General features: G+C 71.7%; 20 protein-coding genes and 1 pseudogene. 1 reads left to right on the top strand and 20 read right to left on the bottom strand.

What is annotated here, in order from left to right; all coding sequences use genetic code 11:
- Positions 1 to 77: 77 nt before the first annotated feature.
- Genes carB through pyrR form a run of 6 tightly spaced genes read right to left on the bottom strand, consistent with a single transcriptional unit; the run spans position 78 to position 7,819 of the window.
- A complete protein-coding gene (carB, locus tag GEV10_15590; protein ID MQA79879.1) occupies positions 78 to 3,383 on the bottom strand; it encodes a carbamoyl-phosphate synthase large subunit in 3,306 nt (1,101 codons plus the stop codon).
- Positions 3,367 to 4,509 (bottom strand): glutamine-hydrolyzing carbamoyl-phosphate synthase small subunit, encoded by a 1,143-nt coding sequence (gene carA, locus GEV10_15585; GenBank protein MQA79878.1) that lies wholly within the window; start codon positions 4,507 to 4,509, stop codon positions 3,367 to 3,369. The genes carB and carA overlap by 17 nt, the downstream gene beginning before the upstream one ends.
- The gene (locus GEV10_15580) at positions 4,506 to 4,976 is read right to left on the bottom strand and encodes a hypothetical protein (GenBank protein ID MQA79877.1); all 471 of its coding nucleotides are present in this window, start codon (positions 4,974 to 4,976) and stop codon (positions 4,506 to 4,508) included. Before GEV10_15580 ends, carA begins: the two co-directional genes overlap by 4 nt.
- 28 nt (positions 4,977 to 5,004) lie before the next feature.
- Positions 5,005 to 6,297, bottom strand: a complete 1,293-nt coding sequence (locus GEV10_15575; GenBank protein MQA79876.1) for a dihydroorotase — start codon at positions 6,295 to 6,297, stop codon at positions 5,005 to 5,007.
- The gene (locus GEV10_15570; protein MQA79875.1) at positions 6,294 to 7,253 is read right to left on the bottom strand and encodes an aspartate carbamoyltransferase catalytic subunit; all 960 of its coding nucleotides are present in this window, start codon (positions 7,251 to 7,253) and stop codon (positions 6,294 to 6,296) included. Before GEV10_15570 ends, GEV10_15575 begins: the two co-directional genes overlap by 4 nt.
- Entirely contained in the window at positions 7,250 to 7,819 is a 570-nt protein-coding gene (gene pyrR, locus GEV10_15565) for a bifunctional pyr operon transcriptional regulator/uracil phosphoribosyltransferase PyrR (GenBank protein MQA79874.1), read from the bottom strand. Before pyrR ends, GEV10_15570 begins: the two co-directional genes overlap by 4 nt.
- Before the next feature lie 337 nt (positions 7,820 to 8,156).
- Between pyrR and GEV10_15560 the strand changes: the two genes are divergently transcribed.
- Positions 8,157 to 8,651 carry a helix-turn-helix domain-containing protein gene (locus GEV10_15560; GenBank protein ID MQA79873.1) on the top strand — a complete coding sequence of 165 codons (495 nt, stop codon included), beginning with the start codon at positions 8,157 to 8,159 and terminating at the stop codon, positions 8,649 to 8,651.
- A 174-nt stretch (positions 8,652 to 8,825) separates the two neighbouring features.
- Here the strand turns inward: GEV10_15560 and nusB are convergent, their stop codons facing one another.
- The 14 genes and pseudogenes from nusB to GEV10_15490 all read right to left on the bottom strand — a co-directional run bounded on the left by nusB (position 8,826) and on the right by GEV10_15490 (position 22,444).
- On the bottom strand, positions 8,826 to 9,254 hold the full coding sequence (gene nusB, locus GEV10_15555) for a transcription antitermination factor NusB (GenBank protein MQA79872.1): 429 nt from the start codon (positions 9,252 to 9,254) through the stop codon (positions 8,826 to 8,828).
- On the bottom strand, positions 9,254 to 9,817 hold the full coding sequence (gene efp, locus GEV10_15550) for an elongation factor P (protein ID MQA79871.1): 564 nt from the start codon (positions 9,815 to 9,817) through the stop codon (positions 9,254 to 9,256). Before efp ends, nusB begins: the two co-directional genes overlap by 1 nt.
- 37 nt (positions 9,818 to 9,854) lie before the next feature.
- Positions 9,855 to 10,967, bottom strand: a complete 1,113-nt coding sequence (locus GEV10_15545) for a M24 family metallopeptidase (GenBank protein ID MQA79870.1) — start codon at positions 10,965 to 10,967, stop codon at positions 9,855 to 9,857.
- 221 nt (positions 10,968 to 11,188) lie between these two features.
- On the bottom strand, positions 11,189 to 11,917 hold the full coding sequence (locus GEV10_15540; GenBank protein MQA79869.1) for a hypothetical protein: 729 nt from the start codon (positions 11,915 to 11,917) through the stop codon (positions 11,189 to 11,191).
- 61 nt (positions 11,918 to 11,978) lie between these two features.
- Complete coding sequence (gene aroQ, locus GEV10_15535) at positions 11,979 to 12,416, bottom strand: type II 3-dehydroquinate dehydratase (GenBank protein MQA79868.1); 438 nt, start codon at positions 12,414 to 12,416, stop codon at positions 11,979 to 11,981.
- Between the two features lie 7 nt (positions 12,417 to 12,423).
- The gene (locus tag GEV10_15530; GenBank protein ID MQA79867.1) at positions 12,424 to 13,500 is read right to left on the bottom strand and encodes a 3-dehydroquinate synthase; all 1,077 of its coding nucleotides are present in this window, start codon (positions 13,498 to 13,500) and stop codon (positions 12,424 to 12,426) included.
- 80 nt (positions 13,501 to 13,580) lie between these two features.
- Positions 13,581 to 14,132 carry a shikimate kinase gene (locus GEV10_15525; protein ID MQA79866.1) on the bottom strand — a complete coding sequence of 184 codons (552 nt, stop codon included), beginning with the start codon at positions 14,130 to 14,132 and terminating at the stop codon, positions 13,581 to 13,583.
- Between the two features lie 100 nt (positions 14,133 to 14,232).
- The gene (gene aroC, locus GEV10_15520) at positions 14,233 to 15,408 is read right to left on the bottom strand and encodes a chorismate synthase (GenBank protein MQA79865.1); all 1,176 of its coding nucleotides are present in this window, start codon (positions 15,406 to 15,408) and stop codon (positions 14,233 to 14,235) included.
- Positions 15,409 to 15,614: 206 nt separating this feature from the next.
- Entirely contained in the window at positions 15,615 to 16,442 is an 828-nt protein-coding gene (locus tag GEV10_15515) for a shikimate dehydrogenase (protein MQA79864.1), read from the bottom strand.
- On the bottom strand, positions 16,426 to 17,562 hold the full coding sequence (gene mltG, locus GEV10_15510) for an endolytic transglycosylase MltG (GenBank protein MQA79863.1): 1,137 nt from the start codon (positions 17,560 to 17,562) through the stop codon (positions 16,426 to 16,428). The genes GEV10_15515 and mltG overlap by 17 nt, the downstream gene beginning before the upstream one ends.
- Positions 17,559 to 18,017, bottom strand: a complete 459-nt coding sequence (ruvX, locus tag GEV10_15505) for a Holliday junction resolvase RuvX (protein ID MQA79862.1) — start codon at positions 18,015 to 18,017, stop codon at positions 17,559 to 17,561. The genes mltG and ruvX overlap by 4 nt, the downstream gene beginning before the upstream one ends.
- A gap of 7 nt (positions 18,018 to 18,024) precedes the next feature.
- Positions 18,025 to 20,697 (bottom strand): alanine--tRNA ligase, encoded by a 2,673-nt coding sequence (gene alaS / locus GEV10_15500; protein MQA79861.1) that lies wholly within the window; start codon positions 20,695 to 20,697, stop codon positions 18,025 to 18,027.
- 11 nt (positions 20,698 to 20,708) lie between these two features.
- Positions 20,709 to 20,999, bottom strand: coding sequence for a hypothetical protein (locus GEV10_15495; GenBank protein MQA79860.1), 291 nt, complete (start codon positions 20,997 to 20,999; stop codon positions 20,709 to 20,711).
- A 162-nt stretch (positions 21,000 to 21,161) separates the two neighbouring features.
- A pseudogene (locus GEV10_15490) lies at positions 21,162 to 22,444 on the bottom strand (AAA family ATPase).
- Between the last annotated feature and the right edge of the window lie 19 nt (positions 22,445 to 22,463).

The following is a 22,463-nucleotide window of genomic DNA, read 5'->3' as shown; positions in this document are numbered from 1 at the left end:
GCGCAGCCGCAGCGACAGGTACGCGCCGCGCGTACCGACGGCGACGACCTCCGCCTCGCGCTGCACCGGCCGGGGGATCACGTTGCCGGCCCCTCCGCCGTCGCGGCGCGCAGGGCTGCGGCGTGCTCCTGCAGGGAGCGGACGCCGATCTCCCCGCGCACGGTCGCCTCGATGCCCTCGACGGCCGCCGCGAGTCCCTGCACCGTGGTCATGCACGGCACGCCCGTCGTCGTCGCGGCCGTGCGGATCTCGTAGCCGTCGACGCGCGGGCCGCCGTGGCCCGGGCTGCCGAACGGCGTGTTGACGATCAGGTCGACCTCGCCGTCGAGGATCCGCCGCACGATCGTCGGCTCGCCGTCGGGCCCGGTGCCCTCGCTGTGCTTGCGCACCACCGTCGCGGTGATGCCGTGCCTGCGCAGCACCTGCGCGGTGCCCTGCGTCGCGAGCACCTCGAAGCCGAGGTCGGCGAGCCGCCTGACCGGGAACACCATCGACCGCTTGTCGCGGTTGGCGACCGACACGAACACCCGGCCGGACGTCGGCATCGGGTGGCCGTAGACCGCCACCTGCGACTTCGCGAACGCCGTGCCGAACTGCGCGTCGATGCCCATGACCTCGCCCGTCGACCGCATCTCGGGACCGAGCACCGTGTCGACGCCGCGGAACCTGCCCCAGGGCAGCACCGCCTCCTTGACCGCGATCGGCGCGTCGAGCGGAAGGTCGCCGCCGTCGCCGCTCGGCAGCAGCATGCCCTCGCCGCGCAGGTCGGCGATGCTCGCGCCGAGCATCACGCGGGCCGCCGCCTTGGCGAGCGGCACGGCCGTCGCCTTCGACACGAACGGCACCGTGCGGGACGCGCGCGGGTTGGCCTCCAGGACGTACAGCACGTCGCTCGACAGGGCGTACTGCACGTTGAGCAGGCCGCGGACCCGGACACCCCGCGCGATCGCCTCGGTCGACTCCCTGATCCGCCCGATGATCTCCTGGCCGAGTGTCGTCGGCGGCAGCGCGCACGCCGAGTCGCCGGAGTGGATGCCGGCCTCCTCGATGTGCTCCATCACCCCGCCGAGGTAGAGCTCGTCGCCGTCGTAGAGCGCGTCGACGTCGATCTCGATCGTGTCGTCGAGGAACCGGTCGACGAGCACGGGACGCTCCGGCGAGACCTCGGTCGCACTCGCGAGATAGGACTCGAGCCGTTCGTCGTCGTACACGATCTCCATACCGCGGCCGCCGAGGACGTACGACGGCCGGACGAGCACCGGGTAGCCGATCTCGTCGGCGATGCCCTTGGCCTCGCCGAACGACGACGCGGTGCCGTGCTTGGGCGCGGGCAGCTCGGCGGCGGCGAGCACGTGACCGAACGCGCCGCGGTCCTCGGCCAGGTGGATCGCGTCGGGGGACGTGCCGACGATCGGCACCCCGGCCTGCTCCAGCGCCTTGGCCAGGCCGAGCGGCGTCTGCCCGCCCAGCTGCACGATGACGCCCACGAGCTCACCGGTCTGCCGCTCGGCGTGCACGACCTCGAGGACGTCCTCCAGGGTGAGCGGCTCGAAGTACAGCCGGTCGCTGGTGTCGTAGTCGGTGGAGACGGTCTCGGGGTTGCAGTTGACCATGACGGTCTCGAAGCCGGCGTCCTGCAGCGCCATCGAGGCGTGCACGCAGGAGTAGTCGAACTCGATGCCCTGCCCGATCCGGTTCGGCCCCGAACCGAGGATGATCACCTTGCGCCGGTCGCCCTCGGGGACCTCGGACTCCTCGTCATAGCTCGAGTAGAGGTACGGCGTGCGCGCCGCGAACTCGGCCGCGCACGTGTCGACCGTCTTGTACACCGGGCGGACGCCGAGCGCCTGCCGCAGCGCGCGGACGAGCATCTCGTCGATGCCGCGGATGCCGGCGATCTGGGCGTCACTGAAGCCGTGCCGCTTCGCCCGCCGGATCAACGCCGCGTCGAGGTCGCGGGCGTCGCGCAGCTCGGTCGCGACCTCGTCGAGCAGCACGATCTGGTCGAGGAACCACGGGTCGATGTGGGTGGCGTCGAACAGCTCGTCGAGGGTGGCACCGGCGCGCAGCGCCTGCTGCATGGTGGCCAGCCGTCCGTCGTGCGGGGTGCGCACGGCCTCCAGGAGCGCCGCACGGTCTCCGGGCTCCCCCACCCAGGAGAAGGTCGCCTCGGCGCGCTCCAGCGAGCGCAGTGCCTTCTGCAGCGCCTCGGTGAAGCAGCGCCCGATCGCCATCGCCTCGCCGACCGACTTCATGTGCGTGGTCAGCTCCGGGTCGGCGCCGGGGAACTTCTCGAACGCGAACCGCGGCGCCTTGACGACGACGTAGTCGAGCGTCGGCTCGAAGCTGGCTGGCGTCTCCTTGGTGATGTCGTTGGGGATCTCGTCGAGCGTGTAGCCGATGGCGAGCCGCGCCGCGATCTTGGCGATCGGGAAGCCGGTGGCCTTGGACGCGAGCGCGCTGGAACGCGACACCCGCGGGTTCATCTCGATGACGACCATGCGCCCGGTGCCGGGGTGGATCGCGAACTGGATGTTGCAGCCGCCGGTGTCGACTCCCACCGCGCGGATCACCGCGATGCCGACGTCGCGCATGTGCTGGTACTCGCGGTCGGTGAGTGTCATCGCCGGCGCGACGGTGACGGAGTCGCCGGTGTGCACGCCCATCGGGTCGATGTTCTCGATCGAGCAGACGACCACGACGTTGTCATGGTGGTCGCGCATGAGCTCGAGCTCGTACTCCTTCCAGCCGAGCACGCTCTCCTCGATCAGCACCTCGGTCGTCGGGCTCGCCTGCAGCCCGGCCGACGCCATGCGCCGCAGGTGCTCCTCGGAGTGCGCCATGCCAGAGCCGGTGCCGCCGAGGGTGAACGACGGCCGGACGACCACCGGGTAGTGCAGCTCCTGCGCCGCGGCGAGGCACTCGTCGAGGGTGTGGCACACGCGGCTGCCCGGGCTCTCGGCGCCGATCGCCGCGACGATCTCCTTGAACCGCTCGCGGTTCTCCCCCGCCTGGATCGCCTCGATCGACGCGCCGATCAGCTCGACGCCGTACTTCTCCAGCACGCCGCTCTCGTGCAGCGCGACCGCGGTGTTGAGCGCAGTCTGGCCGCCGAGGGTGGCGAGCACGGCGTCGGGGCGCTCCTTGGCGATCACCTGCTCGACGACGTCGGGAGTGATCGGCTCGACGTACGTGGCGTCGGCGAACTCCGGGTCGGTCATGATCGTCGCCGGGTTGCTGTTGACCAGGCTCACCCGCAGTCCCTCGGACCGCAGCACGCGGCAGGCCTGGGTGCCGGAGTAGTCGAACTCCGCGGCCTGGCCGATGACGATCGGGCCGGACCCGATGACGAGGACGCTGGAGAGGTCAGCCCGCCTGGGCATCGCCACCCCTCTCCATCAGCTCGGTGAACCGGTCGAACAGGTACGCGGCGTCGTGTGGGCCCGCGGCCGCCTCCGGGTGGTACTGGACGGAGAAGGCCGGCACGTCGAGGCAGCGGAGCCCTTCGACGACGTCGTCGTTGAGGCACACGTGGCTGACCTCGGCGCGGCCGTACGGCGTGTCGGCCGGGCCGTCGAGAGGCGCGTCGACGGCGAAGCCGTGGTTGTGCGCCGTGACCTCGACCCGTCTGGTGGTGCGGTCCTGGACCGGCTGGTTGATGCCGCGGTGGCCGTACCTGAGCTTGTAGGTGCCGAACCCGAGCGCCCGGCCGAGCACCTGGTTGCCGAAGCAGATGCCGAAGATCGGCACCCGGCGTTCGAGCAGCCGCTTGACGACCTCGACCTGGGCGTCGGCGGTCGCGGGGTCGCCGGGTCCGTTGGCCAGGAACACGCCGTCGGGCTCGACCGCGAGCACGTCGTCGAGGCCGGCGGTCGCGGGCAGCACGTGGGTCTCGATGCCGCGCTCGGCCATGCGGCGCGGGGTCATCGCCTTGATGCCGAGGTCGAGGGCGGCGATCCGCAGCCGCCTGGTGTCGAGGGCAGGCACGACGTACGCGGCCTCCGTCGACACCTCCTCGCACAGCTGCGCGCCGACCATGCCGGGGCTGGCGAGCACCCGGTCGCGCAGTGCCTCGACCGGTTGCGCGGAGCTGTCGCCGCTGAAAACGCCGGCGCGCATCGCGCCGCGTTCGCGCAGGTGCCTGGTGAGCGCACGGGTGTCGACGGCTTTGATGCCGACGACCCGCTGCGCGCGCAGGTGGTCCTCCAGGTCGCCCGTCGACCGCCAGTTGGACGCGCGCCGCGCCGGGTCGCGCAGCACGTAGCCCGCCACCCAGACCCGTCCCGACTCGGGGTCGTCGTCGTTCACACCGGTGTTGCCGACGTGTGGCGCGGTCATCACGACGATCTGCCGGTGGTACGACGGGTCGGTGAGCGTCTCCTGGTAGCCGGTCATGCCGGTCGAGAAGACGATCTCGCCGAACGTCTCCCCGACGGCGGCGTACGGCTCGCCGCGGAACACCCGGCCGTCCTCGAGGACGAGGACGGCGCCGCCCGTCGTGTCGGTCACGTTCCGATTCCCATCTGCCGCAGGCTCCTCGCCCAGCCGGCGGTGTCGCCCGTCGGGTCGAGCCGGATCGACGTCTCCAGCGCGACGCCGCCGTGTGTCCAGCGCACCACCAGCACCCCCTCGCGTACCTCTCCGCCGCCGAGCTCCTGCTCGTCGACGAGCAGGTCGTTGGTGCCGCGGCGCTCCAGCACGAGCCCCTCGGCCGCGAGCACGAGCTTCACCCGGCCGCGCCCGCCGAGCCCGTGGATCCGGACCGCCGACCCGTCCGACACGCGCACGGTGCCGAGATAGCCGCCTTCCGCGGGAGCCCGCAGCGCGCGGGGATACGTCGGCGGCGACGACAGCGGCGCGATCGGGGCGGGTGCCCGCCGCGACCGCAACCAGCCCGGCCGGACGAACAGCAGCGCCACGAAGAGGACGAGCACGACCGCGCCGAGCACCATCGCGAGGAGCGGCAGGAGGTTCACAGCGACCCGCCTCCTCTGACCGACTCTCTCACGCCGGCTTCCCGTCGAGCACCGTCGGCCTGCCGCGCAGGAACGTCGCGACCACGCGTCCGGACATCTCCCGACCGGCGTACGGCGTGTTGCGGCTGCGCGACGCCAGCTGCGCCGGGTCGAGGGTGTACGCGGCCGCCGGGTCGTACAGCACCACGTTGGCGGGCTCGCCCGCGGCGAGCGGCCTGCCGTGCTCGGGCAGCCGGCCGATCACGGCGGGTCGCGCGGACATGCGGTCGGCGACGCCGGCCCAGTCGAGCAGGCCGGTGTCGACCATCGCCTCCTGGACGACCGCCAGCGCTGTCTCCAGGCCGAGCATTCCCGGCGCGGCGCCCGGCCACTCGGCCTCCTTGTACTCCAGCGAGTGCGGGGCGTGGTCGGTCGCGACGCAGTCGATCGTGCCGTCGGCGAGGCCTTCGCGCAGGGCCAGGACGTCGTCGTCGCCGCGCAGCGGCGGGTTGACCTTGAAGAGCGGGTCGTACGTGCGCACGAGGTCCTCCGTGAGCACGAGGTGGTGCGGCGTGACCTCGGCCGTGACGTCCCAGCCCTTGCTCTTGGCCCACCGGATGATCTCGACCGAGCCGGCCGTCGAGACGTGGCAGACGTGCACCCGCGAGCGCACGTGCCCGGCGAGCAGCGCGTCGCGGGCGATCACGGCCTCCTCGGCCACCGCCGGCCAGCCCTGCAGGCCGAGCACGCCGGACAGGGCGCTCTCGTTCATCTGCGCGTCCTCGGTGAGGCGCGGCTCCTGCGCGTGCTGCGCGACGACGCCGCCGAACGCCTTCACGTACTCCAGCGCGCGCCGCATCAGCACCGCGTCGGACACGCAGTCGCCGTCGTCGCTGAACATCGTGACGCCGGCCGCGGAGTCGGCCATCGCGCCGAGCTCGGCGAGCCGCTCCCCCGCACGGCCGACGGTCACCGCGCCGATCGGACGGACGTCGCAGTGACCCGCCTCGCGGCCGAGCCGCCAGACCTGCTCGACGACGCCCGCGGTGTCGGCGCACGGCTCGGTGTTAGGCATGGCGAAGACCGCGGTGTAGCCGCCGAGCGAGGCGGCGAGCGTGCCGGTCTCGACGGTCTCGGCGTCTTCGCGGCCCGGTTCGCGCAGGTGCGTGTGCAGGTCGACGAGGCCAGGCAGGGCGACCAGCCCGTCACCGTCGACCACGCGCGCGCCGCCGGCGTCCAGGCCGCTGCCGACCTCGGCGATGCGCCCGTCGACGAGCAGCAGGTCGGTCGGCTCCGCGCCGAGCGGCGCGACGCCGCGCAGCAGGTAGGTTTCGCCGCTCACGCGTCAGCACCTTCCGTGTCGATGTCCGTGACACCGATCGCGGGCTCCGCGCCCCCGAGCAGCAGGTACAGCACCGCCATCCGCACCGAGACGCCGTTGGCGACCTGCTCGGTGATCGTGGACCTCACCGAGTCGGCGACCTCGGCCGCGATCTCCATGCCGCGGTTCATCGGTCCCGGGTGCATCACGATCGCGTGGTCAGGCAGCGTGGCCATGCGCCGGGCGTCGAGCCCGTAGCGCCGACTGTACTCGCGCGCGCTGGGGAAGAACGCGGCGTGCATCCGTTCCTGCTGCACCCGCAGCATCATGACGACGTCGCACTTCGGCAGCACCGAGTCGAGGTCGTACGACGTGTGGCACGGCCAGGTGTCGACGCCGACCGGCAGCAGCGTGGGCGGCCCGACCACCGTGACGTCGGCGCCGAGCGTGGCGAGCAGCAGCACGTTGGAGCGCGCGACCCGGCTGTGCAGCACGTCGCCCACGATCACGACCGACAGGCCCTCCAGCCGGTCGAGCCTGGTGCGCATCGTGTACGCATCGAGCAGCGCCTGGGTCGGGTGCTCATGGGTGCCGTCGCCGGCGTTGACGACACTGCCGCGGATCCAGTTGGTGAGCCGCAGTGGGGTGCCCGACGCCCCGTGCCGGACGATGACGGCGTCGGCGCCCATCGCCTCGAGGGTGAGCGCGGTGTCCTTGAGGCTCTCGCCCTTGGCCACGCTCGAACCCTTGGCCGAGAAGTTGATGACGTCGGCGGAGAGCCGCTTCGCCGCGACCTCGAAGGAGGTGCGGGTGCGGGTGGAGTCCTCGTAGAACAGGTTGACCGCGGTACGGCCGCGCAGCGTCGGCAGCTTCTTGACCGGGCGGCTCGCCACCTGCGCGAGCTCCGCGGCGGTGTCGAGGACGAGGAGGGCGTCGTCGCGGCTCAGGTCGCCGGCGGAGATCAGGTGCCGGTTCACCGTGCGTCCTCCGTCGCCTCGTGCTCGATGAGCACGGCGTCGTGCCCGTCACGTTCGGCGAGCAGCACCCGGACCGTCTCGGTGCGCGCCGTGGGGAGGTTCTTGCCGACGTAGTCGGGGCGGATCGGCAGCTCCCGGTGACCGCGGTCGACGAGCACGGCGAGCTGCACGGCCCGTGGCCGGCCGAGGTCCTCAAGGGCGGTCAGCGCGGCGCGGACCGTGCGTCCGGAGAAGAGCACGTCGTCGACGAGGACCACGAGCTTGCCCTCGACCCCGCCCTCGGGCTCCTCGGTGTGCTCGAGCGGCCGGGCGGGACGCAACCGCAGGTCGTCGCGGTACATGGTGGGGTCGAGCGACCCGACGGGCACCTCGACGCCCTCGACCCCGGCGATGCGTTCGGCGAGCCGCCGGGCGAGATCGACGCCGCGGGTCGGGATGCCGAGCAGCACCACGTCGGTGCCACCCTTGGCACGTTCGACGACCTCGTGCGCGATCCTGGTGAGCGCCCGCCGGATGTCCGATCCTTCGAGGACGACCCGGCCACTGCTCAAGACGTCACTGCTCACGACAGTCTCCTTCCCCGCCTCACGGGACGGGCCTTAAAGGATGCCGGCGTGGATTCGCGACGGCTGTCACCGTCGCGGAGATCCCCTGGTCAACCAATCACGTTAGCACCCCGCGTGCTGCGCCCCGCGCAGACTCGCCGTCAGTAATTGTCACTAACCCGTGACTGACAGCGACTACTCTCGTTGTCTCTCTGTAGGCGATAAATCACGGATCGTCGGGTTACATGCATCCCTTGACCCCGGTCGCGGTCATACTTACGGTCACTGTGAGTAGTCACTCGGGGTTTGGGTCTGCCGGTCATCGGGACCGAGGTCCAGTGACGGGGAAAGGACCGGAATGTCAGACTACGGAAAATCACTCGGCGCGCGACTGCGTGCCATTCGGCAGCAGCAGGGGCTCTCCCTGCACGGGGTGGAGGAGAAGTCCCACGGGCGATGGAAGGCCGTCGTCGTCGGGTCGTACGAGCGCGGTGACCGTGCCGTCACCGTGCACAAGCTCGCGGAGCTCGCGGAGTTCTACGGCGTACCGATCTCCGAGCTGCTGCCCGGCGGTCACCCGAGCAACGGCGTCGCCGACCGTCCACCCAAGCTGGTCATCGACCTGGGCAAGCTGTCCTCCCTCCCCCAGGACCAGTCGGGACCGCTCGCCCGCTACATCGCCGCCATCCAGCACCAGCGGGGCGACTACAACGGCCGGGTCCTCACCATCCGCAGCGAAGACCTGCGGGCCCTCTCGGTGATCTACGACCTCGAGCCGTCCTCCCTCGTCACCCAGCTCATCGGCTGGGGAGTGCTCAACGACGAGGCGCAGACGATCACCGAGACCCTCTGAGGGCTACGTACGCCCGCCCCCGGCTCTGGCCTGTCTCCCGCGAAGGCCGGGCCCGGGGGCGGTCTCGTGCTCGACCTCCGGCGCCACCTGGGGTCCCCAGCGGGGGTCCTGGCACCATGTGGGGTCCCCAGCGGGGGTCCCGGCACCGGCTGGGGTCCCCGGCCGGGGTTCGGCTCAGAGCGTCAGTGACGGCTTGAGGTTCAGCAGGGTCGCCAGCAGGCCGTTGACGAAGGCCGGCGAGTCGTCGGTCGACAGCTCCCGCACCAGGCGCACGGCCTCGGCGATCGCGACGCCGTCGGGCACGTCGTCGGCGTAGAGCAGCTCGTACGCGCCGAGCCGCAGCACGTTGCGGTCGACTGCAGGCATCCGGTCGAGCGTCCAGTCGACGGCGTGCTCGGCGATGAGCCCGTCGAGGCGTGCACGGTGCGCCGCCACGCCCTCGACGAGCGCGACCGCGTACTCGGGGATCGGCGGGTCGCCGGTGACGACGCGGTCGGCCAGCAGCCCCAGCGCGTCGATGCCGCGGACGTCGGCCTCGAAGAGTACGTCGATCGCCCGCTTACGCGCCTTGCCCCGCGCGCCGACCTCCGACCGCGGCGGCATCAGTTGGACACGCGGGAGATGTACTCGCCCGTCCGGGTGTCGACCTTCACGCGCTCACCGGTGGTGACGAACAGCGGCACCTGGATCTCCGCGCCGGTCTCGAGCCGCGCGGGCTTGGTGCCCCCGCTCGACCGGTCACCCTGCAGGCCGGGCTCGGTGTACTCGATCGCCAGCTCGACCGCCGCGGGCAGGTCGAGGTAGAGCGGCGTACCGCCGTGCATCGCCACGGTCGCCTCCTGACTCTCGAGCATGAAGTTCGCCGCGTCACCGACGGTGTCGGACGAGACGAAGATCTGGTCGTACGTCTCGGTGTCCATGAAGACGAAGTCGGCGCCGTCGCGGTAGAGGTACTGCATCCCCCGCTTGTCGACCGTCGCCACGTCGACCTTCACGCCCGCGTTGAACGTCTTGTCGACGACCTTGCCCGACGTGACGTTCTTGAGCTTGGTGCGGACGAACGCACCGCCCTTGCCGGGCTTCACGTGCTGGAACTCGACGACGTTCCACAGCGCGCCGTCGATGTTGAGTGTCATGCCGTTCTTCAGGTCATTGGTCGTGGCCACAGCTGTGCTGTCTCCTGCGCTCTGGTGGGACCGCGCCTCAGCCGAGGACGACGAGATCGCGGTCGGTTCGGGTCAGGGACTCCGCGCCCTCCGCGCCCACGAGGACGGTGTCCTCGATGCGTACACCGCCACGTCCGGTCAGGTAGACGCCCGGTTCGACGGTGACGGGAATCCGGTTCGCCAGTGTAGCCGTCGCGCTGTAGCCCAGAAACGGGTCCTCGTGGATCTCGAGTCCGACGCCGTGTCCCAGGCCGTGGGTGAACCGGTCGCCGTAGCCCGCCTCGGTGATCACGCCGCGACTGGCGGCGTCGACGTCCTTAGCCGGCACGTCGTGGCCGAGGGCGTCGCGACCGGCCTGCTGGGCGGCCTGCACGAGCTGGTGGATCTCCTTCTGCCAGCCCGCGGCGACGCCGACCACGAACGTGCGCGTCTCGTCGGCGTGGTAGCCGGCGTACCGCGCACCGAAGTCGATCTTCACCAGGTCGCCGCGCTCCAGCAGCCGGTCGGTGGGCTGGTGGTGCGGGATCGCCGAGTGCGGCCCGCTCGCCACGATCGTCGCGAAGCCGGGCGCGTCGGCGCCGTACTCGCGCATCTTGGCGTCGAGGCGGCGGGCCACGTCGCGCTCGGTCATGCCCTCGTGGACGCTCGGCAGCAGGTCGCCCAGCGCCTGGTCGGTGATGGCGCACGCCTTGCGCAGGGCCGCGAGCTCGATGTCGTCCTTCACCATGCGCAGCTCCTCGACGCCCCGGTCGAGGGACACGAGCTCGGTGCGCGCGGACGCGGTGACCATCGCGCGGTGCGTCGAGACGGTGACGTCGTGGTCCTCGAACGCGACCCGCCGCTCACCCGTCGTGCCGAGCCGTTCCACCGCGTGCACCGCGATCGGGAGACGGATGCCGGTACGGGCGGGATAGTCGACGAACAGCTCGAGGTCGGGTGCCTCGGTGCGGGCCTGGTCGCCATAGCGTCCGTCGGTGACGAGGACGTCGGCGCCGTTCTCCCGCACGACCAGGGCGGCGTTGGAGCCGGTGAACCCGGACAGGTATCTGACGTTCACCAGTCTGGTGACGACCGCCGCCTCGACGTCTCGCTGCGCGAGCAACACCCGGAGTCGATCTCTCCTGACCGCGTGGTTGGGCCCCGAACCCATGTGGCCGCCTTCCTCTACCTCTCGTCCCCGTGCACGGGCGTTCAGCGCACCGTGCCCGCGATCGGGCAGGCGACGTCGCCGGCATGCAGCACGGGACCGCCTCTCGACACCCGAAATCGGTACCCGACACCGTAACCCGTCGACTACCGCATGTCCCAGTCCCCGCCGAAATCGGTGGCGCACGACGGGCATACCGCGCGTCTCGGACCTCACGGTCGGGGCTAGCGCGGTGGCTGCTGCCCGTACTGCTGTGGCGCCTGCGGGTACGGCGGCTGCCCGTACTGCGGCTGCTGGTACTGGGGCTGTTGGTACTGGGGCTGCTGGTACTGCGGCTGTTGGTACTGGGGCTGTTGGTACTGCGGCTGCTGGTAGGGGGGCGCCTGCTGCGGGCCGGGGGGAAGCTGCTGCGCGTAGCCGCCCTGCTGTTGCGGAGCACCGGGAGCGACGCCGTCGACGAGCACCATGCCGGGCGGGTTCAGCTGCAGCAGCGCGTGGACGAACGCCGGGTGCGCCTTGCTCATCGACAACCAGTCGCGGTCGACGTTGGTGCCGAACACGTCCATCGCGATCTGCCCGAAGACACCGCTGCCGACGGCACACAGGATTCCGAGGACGAAGACGATCCCGCCGATCGTGCCGCCGAGCAGCCGGTTCGCCAGGATGGCCCCGCCGAACGCCAGGGCGAGACCGCCGAGCACGCCGACGAGCACGAAGATCCGCGCGTTGCGCACCTTGGCGCCGGTCTCCGCGCTCACCGGGAGCTCGAGCATGACGGGGCGGTTCTGCACCGCGAGGATCAGCGAGACGATGCCGCGGGGCGCCCAGCGCGCCACCGCGTTCTGGAACCAGATCTTCGTACCCTGGACGGCCGGCTGACCGGTCGTCACGCACACCGGCGGGAACCGCAGCTGCCCGATCGCCATCCGGTGCCACGAGACCTTGGTCGTCATGTCCCTCTGCTCCCCTCGTGCTACCACGTTCGTGCCGGGCCTGCGACGTGGGCGCGGACGCCTACGTTCCCGGTTCGGCCGCGACCGCTCGCAGGGCGAGTTCGTAGGACCGCAGACCGAACCCGGCGACGGTACCGGTCGCCACGGCGGCGACGACGGAGAGGTGCCGGAACTCCTCGCGCGTGGCGGGGTTGGTCAAATGGACCTCGACGAGCGCGGCCGTGCGCTGGGCGCAGGCGTCGCGCAGGGCGTAGGAGTAGTGGGTGAACGCCGCGGGGTTGAGCACCACGGGGAGGCGCCCGTCGGCGGCCTCGTGCAGCCAGCCGACGAGCTCCGCCTCGTCGTCGGTCTGCCTGACCTCGACGTCGAGTCCCAGCTCGCCGCCGAGCTTCTCGCAGAACGCCACGAGGTCGGCGAGCGACGTGCTGCCGTAGACATCGGGCTCACGCGAGCCGAGCCGCCCGAGGTTGGGGCCGTTCAGTACCAGGACGCGTGTCATGCGCTCATCAGCGACCGACCACCGCGTACGACTGCTCGAGCAGCTCGGGCGCCGGGTCCTCGAGGATCTCGGTCTCGCCGACGGCGGACAGGACGACGAAGCGGAGCTTGTCGCCGCGCGCCTTCTTGTCGATGCGCATCGTGTCGTGCAGCCGCGCCCATGCCTTGGCCCGGTAGTGCGTGGGTAGGCCGAGTGACTCCAGGACCGTGACGTGGCGCTTCGCCGTCACCTCGTCGAGGATGCCGGCGCGCTTGGCCAGCTCGGCGGCGTAGGCCATGCCGACGGAGACGGCGTGGCCGTGCTTGCACCGGTACTGCTCGTTGCGCTCGATCGCGTGACCGAGGGTGTGGCCGTAGTTGAGCGTCTCCCGCCTGCCCTGCTCGCGCAGGTCGGCCGACACGACCTCGGCCTTCATCGTGATCGCGCGCTCGACCAGCTCCCGCGCGACGGGGCCGGTCGACTGGGTCGCGGCCTTGGGGTCGTGCTCGATCAGGTCGAGGATCGCCGGATCGGCGATGAACCCGGCCTTCACCACCTCGGCGAGCCCGGCGACGTAGTGCTCGCGCGGCAGCGTGCGCAGGGCGTCGAGGTCGCACAGGACGGCCGCCGGCGGGTGGAACGCGCCGACGAGGTTCTTGCCGGCGGAGGTGTTGATACCGGTCTTGCCGCCGACCGCGGCGTCGACCATGCCGAGGAGGGAGGTGGGCACGTGCACCACGCGGATGCCGCGCAGCCACGAGGCCGCGACGAAGCCCGCCAGGTCGGTCACCGCTCCCCCGCCGACGGCCACCACGCAGTCGGACCTGGTGAAGTTCTGCTCGCCGAGCCGGTTCCAGCACATGGCGGCGACGGAGATGTCCTTGCCCGCCTCGGCGTCGGGGATCTCGATGCGCGACGTGCGCAGATCGGCGTCCTGCAGCAGTTGGGTCACCTTGTCGGCCGTCGCCCGCGCGGAACCGGTGGTCACCACGGCGACCTGCCGCACCCCGTCGCCGAAGGTCGCCGGCAGCTCGTCGAGGATGTCGCTGCCGACGAGGACGTCGTACGGCCGCTCGCCGCCGACCGGAATCCGTGTGGTGGTCACGTCTTGCCTCTCTCGTTCACGCCCGAGCTCCTGTATCTACTGCCTTCGGCGGCTAGCGCAGTGTCTACTGCCTTCGGCGGCTAGCGCAGTGGGTCACCGAGGACCGCGAGGCAGGCCTCGACGACCTCGGCGGGGCTGGCGTCCGCCGTGGGCACGACAGCCGTCGCCACTTCTTCGTACTGCGGTCGCCGCTCGTCGAGCAACCGGCGCAGGGTGCTGCGCGGGTTGACCAGGAGCAGCGGACGGGCGGTGTCGAGTCCGACCCGGTGCGCCGCCGCCGCGTGCGTGACGTCGAGGAAGACCACGGTGTGGCCGTCCAACGCCCTGCGCGTGCTCTCGTCGAGCACCGCACCGCCGCCGAGCGCCAGCACCCCGGTGTGGCTCCGCAACGCCTCGGCGACGGCCTCGCGCTCCATACTCCGGAACGTCGGCTCGCCGTCCGACACGAAGATCTCGGCGACCGGCTTGCCGGCGCGCGCCTCGACGTCGGTGTCGGTGTCGCGGAAGCCGAGGTCGAGCCGGTCGGCGAGGAGCTCGCCGACGGTCGTCTTGCCCGCGCCCGGCGGGCCGACGAGCACGAGGCGAGGGGCCGTCCGTGCGGCAACGGCGCTGTCGTCCCCGAGGGTCCCGATGTCGCCCACTGTTCGTACCTTCTCGTTCACACTCAGTAGTAGACAGGATCTCACGACGCGTGCCCCGCCGGACGCCGGGGCCTCGCTCTCCCGAGCCGGCTCAGCGGATGGCGAGGTTGTCGCGGTATCCCACCAGGTTACGCGCGACCTCGGCGACGGAGTCGCCGCCGAACTTCTCCAGTGCGGCGTCGGCGAGGACGAGCGCGACCATCGCCTCGGCGACCACACCGGCCGCCGGCACGGCGCAGACGTCGCTGCGCTGGTGGATGGCGGTGGCCTGCTCGCCGGTGGCCACGTCGACGGTGCGCAGGGCGCGCGGCACCGTGGAGATGGGCTTCATCGCCGCACGGACGCGGAGCAGCTCACCGGTGGTCATGCCGCCCTCGGTGCCGCCCGACCGGCCGGAGGCGCGGCGGATGCCGTCGTCGGTGTTGACGATCTCGTCGTGGGCCTGCGACCCACGGCTGCGCGCGACGTCGAAGCCGTCGCCGACCTCGACGCCCTTGATCGCCTGGATGCCCATCAGCGCGCCGGCGAGCCGCGCGTCGAGCCGGCGGTCCCAGTGGGTGTGGCTGCCCAGGCCGGGCGGCAGCCCGTGCACGACGACCTCGACGATGCCGCCGAGCGTGTCGCCGTCGGACTTGGCGGCGTCGACCTCCGCCACCATGAGCTTGCTCGTGTCGGCGTCGGCGCAGCGCATGGGATCGTCGTCGACGCGCGCCCGGTCGCCGGGTGCCGGCACGGTGCCGGGCGGCACCGCGACGGTGCCGAGCTCGACGACGTGGCTGGTCAGGTCGACGCCGCCCACCTGCCGCAGGAACCGCCGCGCGACCTCGCCGAGCGCGACCCGTGCCGCCGTCTCGCGCGCGCTCGCGCGTTCGAGCACCGGGCGCGCGTCGTCGAAGCCGTACTTCTGCATGCCGACGAGATCGGCGTGACCGGGCCGCGGCCGGGTCAGCGGAGCATTGCGGGCGAGCCCTTCGAGCGCCGCGGGGTCGACGGGGTCGGCGGCCATCACCGTCTCCCACTTCGGCCACTCCGTGTTGCCCACCTGGATCGCGACCGGGCTGCCGAGGGTGCGCCCGTGCCTGATGCCCCCGACGAACGTCACCTCGTCCTGCTCGAACGACATGCGCGCCCCGCGCCCGTAGCCGAGCCTGCGCCGCGCGAGCGCGGCGGCGACATCGGACGTGGTCACCTCGACACCGGCCGGCAACCCCTCGAGGATCGCCACCAGTGCCCGGCCGTGCGACTCCCCAGCGGTCAACCAACGCAGCATGAGGTCAGTCTCCCACCCGGCCGTCAGCGCCAGACCCTCACCTCGTGAACGTGGACTTCACCTCTTCCCCGCACCAGGTGAAGTCCACGTTGGTCACGTCCATTCGAAAAATGGGCGGCGACCAGGCACCCCGTGAGCGGCACCCTCACCGTGCCCAGGCACGGTGAGGGTGCCCCTGACGGGTCCCGGCAACGGCCGTTGGTTCAGGACGCGGTGCCGGCGCGGCGGGCGAGCTCGGTCTCGCCTGCCCTGCGCATCGCGGCGACGGGCGCCTCACGGCCGGTCATCGCGACGACCTGCAGGGCCGCCTGGTGCAGGAGCAGCTCGAAGCCGCCGACGACGGTGCCGCCCGACGACTCCACCGCCGCGGCGAGCGCGGTCGGCCAGGGGGCGTAGGCGACGTCGAACAGCGCGACGACGCGGTCGGCGTACGGGACCAGCGCGTCGGTCGTGCCGCCGGGAACGGTCGAGACGACGAGGTCGGCGGCGGACAGCTCGTCGTCGCCCGGCCAGCCGGCGAAGCGGCAGGTCATGCCGAACCGCTCCGCCACCGTGCGCAGCTCGGCCGCGCGCGCCTCGCTGCGGACGACGGCGACGACGCCGGTCGCGCCGAGGCCGGCAAGCGCAGCGGCCGCGGAGCACGCGGTCGCGCCGCCGCCCAGCAGGACAGGGCGTCGCGGCCGATTCAGGCCCGCCTCGGTGAGGGCGACCCGGAGGCCGGGCACGTCGGTGTTGTCGGCCGTCCGCCCGTCGCCCAGCACGAGGGTGTTGGCGGCGCCGACGTCTCTCGCCAGCGGCGTCACGGAGTCGGCCACGTCGAGCGCGACCCGCTTGAGCGGCATGGTGAGCGACAGGCCCGCCCACGAGTCGTCGAGCCCGGACACGAAGCCTGGCAGCTCGTCCTCGCCGCACTCGATTGCCTCGTACGACCAGTCGAGCCCGAGTTCGGCGTAGGCGGCCCGGTGCAGGACGGGCGACAGCGAGTGCGTGACGGGCGAGCCGAGGACCGCCGCTCTAGCCACCGTCCCGATTCCTCTTGAACTCTTCCTTGAACCGCTTGAACTCGGCGGGGTCGTCGGTGAACTTCGTCTCACCGGTCTCGAGGTTGGTGGTGACGAAGTACAGCCAGGGACCGGTGGCGGGGCTGAGCGCGGCCTTGATCGCCGCGGAACCCGGGTTGCCGACGGGACCGGGTGGCAACCCGTCGTTGCGGTAGGTGTTGTACGGCGAGTTCACGTCGAGGTCGTCGTGCGTGACGTGGTACGTCGACTTGTTGAGCGCGTACAGCACCGTGCTGTCGAACTGGATGCGCATGCCCTTGTGCAACCTGTTGAACACCACCCGCGACACCTTGGTGAAGTCCTTGGTCTTCACCTCGGCCTCGAGCATGCTCGCCAGCGTCAGCGCCTCGTGCGGGGTCAGGCCGACCGCCTTCGCCCGCGTCGCGAGCTGGAGGTTCGCCTCCTCCTGGAGGTAACGCTCCACCATCGCCTGCAGGATGGTCGACGGGGTCGAGCCCGGCGGGAACTCGTACGTCGCGGGGAACAGGTACCCCTCGACCTTGCCCTTCGCCGAGGCCGGCAGCCCGAGCGTGCTCGCGTCCTTCGCGGCGGCCTGGAACTTCGACACCGGCATCTCGGTCTTCTTCGCGAGCAGCGCGAGCACCTTGCTCGCCCGCAGGCCCTCGGGGACGGTCACCCGCCACTGGATCTTCGCGGCCGGGTCGAGCAGCTTGTCGAGCGCGAGCGCGGCGGCCATGTGCTTGTTGAGCTTGTAGTGACCCGGCTGGATGTTCATCGAGGCGGGGTCGTCCTCGGCCGCCTTGCGGAAGGCCTTGGCGCTCTTCACGACGCCGGCCTTCTCCAGGTCGGTCGCGATGGACCGCGTCGACTGGCCCGACTCGACCTGGAAGGTCACCATGCCCGAGCCCGCGCCGGTGTAGTCGGGCACGTCAGTGACTGCCTGGACGACGGTGTACCCGCCCCAGACGAGGCCACCGAGCACACCGACGATCACGAAGAACGCGATCGCGGCGGCCGCCCGGCCCTTCCGCCGACGCCGACGCTCCCGCCGGCGCCGCGCGTGGCGCCGGCTTCGGGGTCGCGGCGCCTCCTCCTCGGTGAAGCCGAGGTCGAGGTCCAGCTCGTTCATCCCTCTCCCGGGACGATCTGGCCGGGCGGTTCCCCGATCTGCCGCTCGGCGTCCAGTGCGGTCTGCAAGATGACGACCGCTGCCATCCGATCGATAACTCTACGTCGTGACCGCCCCGCAACCCCAGCGGTACGCAGCCCGTGTTCGGCAGTCACCGTACTCAGTCGCTCGTCTACCATCCGTACAGGTACGGGTGCCAGGCGTGTCGCGAGCGTGGCGGCGTAGGCGCGCGCCGCGGTCGCCGCGGGCCCCTCGCGCCCGGAGAGTGAGAGAGGGAGACCGACGACCGCCTCGATCGCCTCGTGCTCACCCACCAGCTCGACGAGTGCGTCGACGTCGCCGCGACCGCGGTCGAGCGTGGTCACCGGGGTCGCGAGCACGCCGTCAGGGTCGCATGCGGCGACGCCCACCCGGACGGTGCCGACGTCGACGCCGATCCGCGCACCGCGGCGCATCGCGGGTTCAGCCACCGGCCGCCGTCGTGCCGATCTCGCGCTCCACCGCGGCCAGCGCCTCGCCGACCGCCTCGGGCCGGGTGCCGCCGCCCTGCGCGACGTCGTCCTTGCCGCCGCCACCGCCGCCGAGCACCTTCGCGCCGACGCCGACCAGGCGGCCCGCGCGCAGGCCGCTGTCACGGCCCTTCTCCGTCACGGCCACGACGAGCCCGGGCCGGTCGTTCGCCACGCCGGCGAGCACGACGACCGCGGGACGGTCACCGAGCCGGCCGCGCAGGTCGAGCGCGAGCCGGCGCAGGTCGTCGACGGCCGTGCCGTCGGGAGCCTGGTGGGTGAGGACGCTGACACCGCCGACGTCGTGCACCGCCTCGAGCAGCGCGCCCGCATCCTGCAGCAGCTGAGCGGACCGCAGCCTGGCGATCTCCTTCTCCGCGTCGCGGAGCCGGTTGACGGTCTGCTCGACGCGGTCGCGCAGGTCGGTGCGCGGCACCTTGAGCAGGTCGGAGAGCTGCGAGACGAGCAGGCTCTCGCGGCTCAGGTGACTCATCGCGTCGGTGCCGACGAGGGCCTCGACGCGGCGGACCCCGGAGCCGATCGACGACTCGCCGAGCAGCTTGACGACGCCGAGCAGGGACGTGTGTGCGGCGTGCGTGCCGCCGCACAGCTCGCGCGACCACGGCCCCCCGACGGAGACCATGCGCACCTCGTCGCCGTACTTCTGGCCGAACAGCGCCATCGCTCCCATCGCGAGCGCCTGGTCCTTGGGCAGCACCGCCGCCTCGACCTGGAGGTCCTCGGCCACCAACGAGTTGATCCGCTCCTCCGCCTGCTGCAGCGTCGAGGGCGGCGGAGGCGAGGCCGCGGCGAAGTCGAACCGCAGCCGCCCAGGCGCGTTCTCCGAGCCCGCCTGCGTGGCGGTGTCACCGAGGATCTCGCGCACCGCCTTGTGCACCATGTGCGTCGCGGTGTGCGAGCGCGAGATCGACCGGCGGCGCGTCGCCTCGACCTCGCCGTAGACCTCGTCGCCGACCCGCAGCTCGCCCGACGCGACCGTGCCACGGTGGACGACGAGTCCGGGCACCGGCGCCTGGACGTCGTGGACGTCGAACGTCGCGCCGCCCGCCCTGATGCGGCCGTGGTCGGCGAGCTGACCACCGCTCTCGGCGTAGAACGGGGTGCGGTCGAGCACGAGCTCGACCTGCTCGCCCTCGGTGGCGACCGGCACGGAGACACCGCCGGAGACGATGCCGCGCACGCGCGACTCGGTGGCCTGCTCGGTGTAGCCGGTGAACTCGGTGACGCCGGGCTCGCGCAGCGCCGAGTAGACCGAGACGTCGGCGTGGCCGACCTTCTTCGCCCGCGCGTCGGCCCTCGCCCGGTCGCGCTGCTCCGCCATCAGCCGGCGGAACCCCTCCTCGTCGACGGTGAGACCCTGCTCGCCCGCCATCTCGAGGGTGAGGTCGATCGGGAAGCCGTACGTGTCGTGCAGCTGGAACGCTCGGCCGCCGGGCAGCTCGACGCCGCCGGACTCCCTGGTCTCGCGCGCCGCCTGCTCGAAGATCTGCGTGCCGGTGCGCAGGGTCTGCCGGAACATCTCCTCCTCGGCGTAGACCACCTCGGAGATGCGCGCCCAGTCGGTGCCGAGCTCCGGGTAGGTGCCGCGCATGACGTCCTTGCTCGCCGGCAGCAGCTCGGGCATGGTCGGCTCGTCGACGCCGAGCAGCCGCATGCCGCGGACCGCGCGGCGCAGGATCCGGCGCAGGACGTAGCCACGGCCCTCGTTGCCCGGCATGACACCGTCACTGACGATCATCAGCGCCGTGCGCACATGGTCGGCGATGACCCGCAGGCGCACGTCGTCCTCGTGGTCCGCGCCGTAGCGGCGCCCGGAGACCTCCGACGCCCGGTCGAGGACCGGCCGCACCTCGTCGATCTCGTAGAGGTTGTCGACGCCCTGCAGGAGGTACGCGACGCGTTCCAGGCCCATGCCGGTGTCGATGTTCTTCGCCGGCAGCTCGCCGACGATCGGGAAGTCCTCCTTGCCCTCGCCCGGGCCGCGGAGGTTCTGCATGAAGACGAGGTTCCAGATCTCCATGTAGCGGTCCTCGTCGACGTCCGGACCGCCCTCCTTGCCGTAGGCGGGGCCACGGTCGTAGAAGATCTCACTGCACGGACCGCACGGGCCGGGGACGCCCATCGACCAGAAGTTGTCGACCATGCCGCGCCGCACGATGCGCTCGTCGGGGAGGCCGGTGAGCTGCTTCCAGAGGTCGTACGCCTCGTCGTCGTCCTTGTAGACGGTGGGCCACAGCCGGCTCTCCTCGAACCCGTACCCGCCCTCGGACTGCGGCTTGGTGACGAGCTCCCAGGCGTACTCGATCGCCTGTTCCTTGAAGTAGTCGCCGAAGGAGAAGTTGCCGTTCATCTGGAAGAACGAGCCGTGCCTGGTGGTCTTGCCGACCTCTTCGATGTCGAGCGTGCGGACACACTTCTGCACGCTCACCGCACGGTCGTACGGCGGCCGCTCGTCACCGAGGAAGAACGGCTTGAACGGGACCATGCCCGCGTTGACGAACAGCAGGGTCGGGTCGTCGAACGGCAGGGCGGCCGAGGGCACGACCGTGTGACCGCGCTCCTCGAAGAAGCGCACGAACCTCCGTGCGATCTCTGCCGTCTTCATGCCGGTCTCCCTCACCCTTCGGTTCTGTCGCGCGTGACCGCGCCGCTCGAGGTCAGCTCGCGCGTCCCCTTCGCAGGATCCACGACACCGGCAGGCCGGCGCGACGTGATTTCCCTGCGCGCCTCATAAGACTCCAGCTCGTTCGCGATCTCCTTGACGGCGAACGCGAGCGTGACGGCCTCCATGGCCGCGCGCTGCCAGGTGGCGCGGCGGCGGTTCCTGCGGCCGCGCCGACCGAGCCGTCTGGTGGCGACGACCCCCAGGACGAAGCCGATCGCGACGAGCCTGGCCGGTCGGTTCATGGTCCCTCCAGGATGGGCTGACACGAGGAGTGACGACCCTACCCCCGGCGGGTCATGACTCCTCGGTCTCCCCGCCCCGCGACCGCTTCCTCGCTCACCTCCGGCAGGACTCGCGACGGCGTCCGCAGCGGGCACCGTCGCAACGCGACTCCTACCTCCGGCTCACTCGTCAGCTCCTTCGCTCACCCCGCCGTCGCCGCGCAGGATGCCGCGGATCCTGCCGAGCACCTCGGCGTAGTGGCGTTCGGTGCCGTGGGTCGTCGGCTCGTAGTACACCCTGTCGGCCACCGTATCCGGCGCGTACTGCTGCCTGACGACGCCGCCGGGGTGGTCGTGCGGGTAGGCGTAGCCCTGACCGTGCTGCAGCTTCTTCGCCCCCTGGTAGTGGGAGTCGCGCAGGTGCGTGGGCACCAGCCCGGCGCGCCCCGCGCGGACGTCGTCCATCGCGGCGCCGATCGCCTTGGTCACAGCGTTGGACTTCGGCGCGAGCGCGAGGTGGACGACGGCGTGCGCGAGGGTGAGGGTCGCCTCGGGGAAGCCGATCATGGCCACCGCGTCGGCCGCCGCGACGGCGGTCTGCAGCGCGGTCGGGTCGGCCATGCCGATGTCCTCGCTCGCGAGGATCACCAGCCGGCGGGCGATGAACCGCGGATCCTCCCCCGCCACGATCATCCGCGCCAGGTAGTGCAGCGCGGCGTCGACGTCGCTGCCGCGCAGGCTCTTGATCAACGCGCTCGCGACGTCGTAGTGCTGGTCGCCGTCGCGGTCGTAGCGCACCGCGGCCCGGTCGACCGCCTGCTCGAGGATCTCGAGCGACACCTCGGACATGCCGCGGCTCGTCGCCGCCCCGGCGGCGGCCTCGAGGTAGGTGAGCGCGCGACGGGCGTCGCCGCGGCGAGCCGGACCAGGTGCTCCTCGGTGTCGTCGGGGAGCGTCACCTCTCCCCCCAGGCCGCGCGGCTCGGTGAGCGCACGGCGGACGACGGCGCTGACGTCGTCGTCGGTCAGCGGTTCGAGGCTCAACAGCAGCGAGCGTGAGAGCAGCGGGCTCACCACGGAGAAGAAGGGGTTCTCCGTGGTCGCGCCGATGAACGTGACCCAGCGGTTCTCGACGGACGGCAGCAGCGCGTCCTGCTGGGTCTTGTTGAACCGGTGCACCTCGTCGACGAACAGCACGGTCTGCCGGCCACTCATGCCGAGCTCGCGCCGCGCCTGCTCGACCACCGCGCGGACGTCCTTGACCCCGGACGTGACGGCCGACAGCTCGACGAACGTGCGCTTGGTCGCGAGCGAGACGACGTACGCGAGGGTGGTCTTGCCGGTGCCCGGCGGCCCCCACAGCAGCAGCGACATGGGGGCGTCGCTCTCCACGAGGCGGCGCAGCGGCGCGCCGGGACGCAGCAGGTGCTGCTGGCCCACGACCTCGTCGAGGCCGCGCGGGCGCATGCGTACTGCCAGCGGCTGT

The organism is Streptosporangiales bacterium (assembly GCA_009379955.1).
GTDB lineage: Bacteria > Actinomycetota > Actinomycetes > Streptosporangiales > WHST01 > WHST01.
This window is presented reverse-complemented; position numbering and strand designations above follow the sequence as displayed.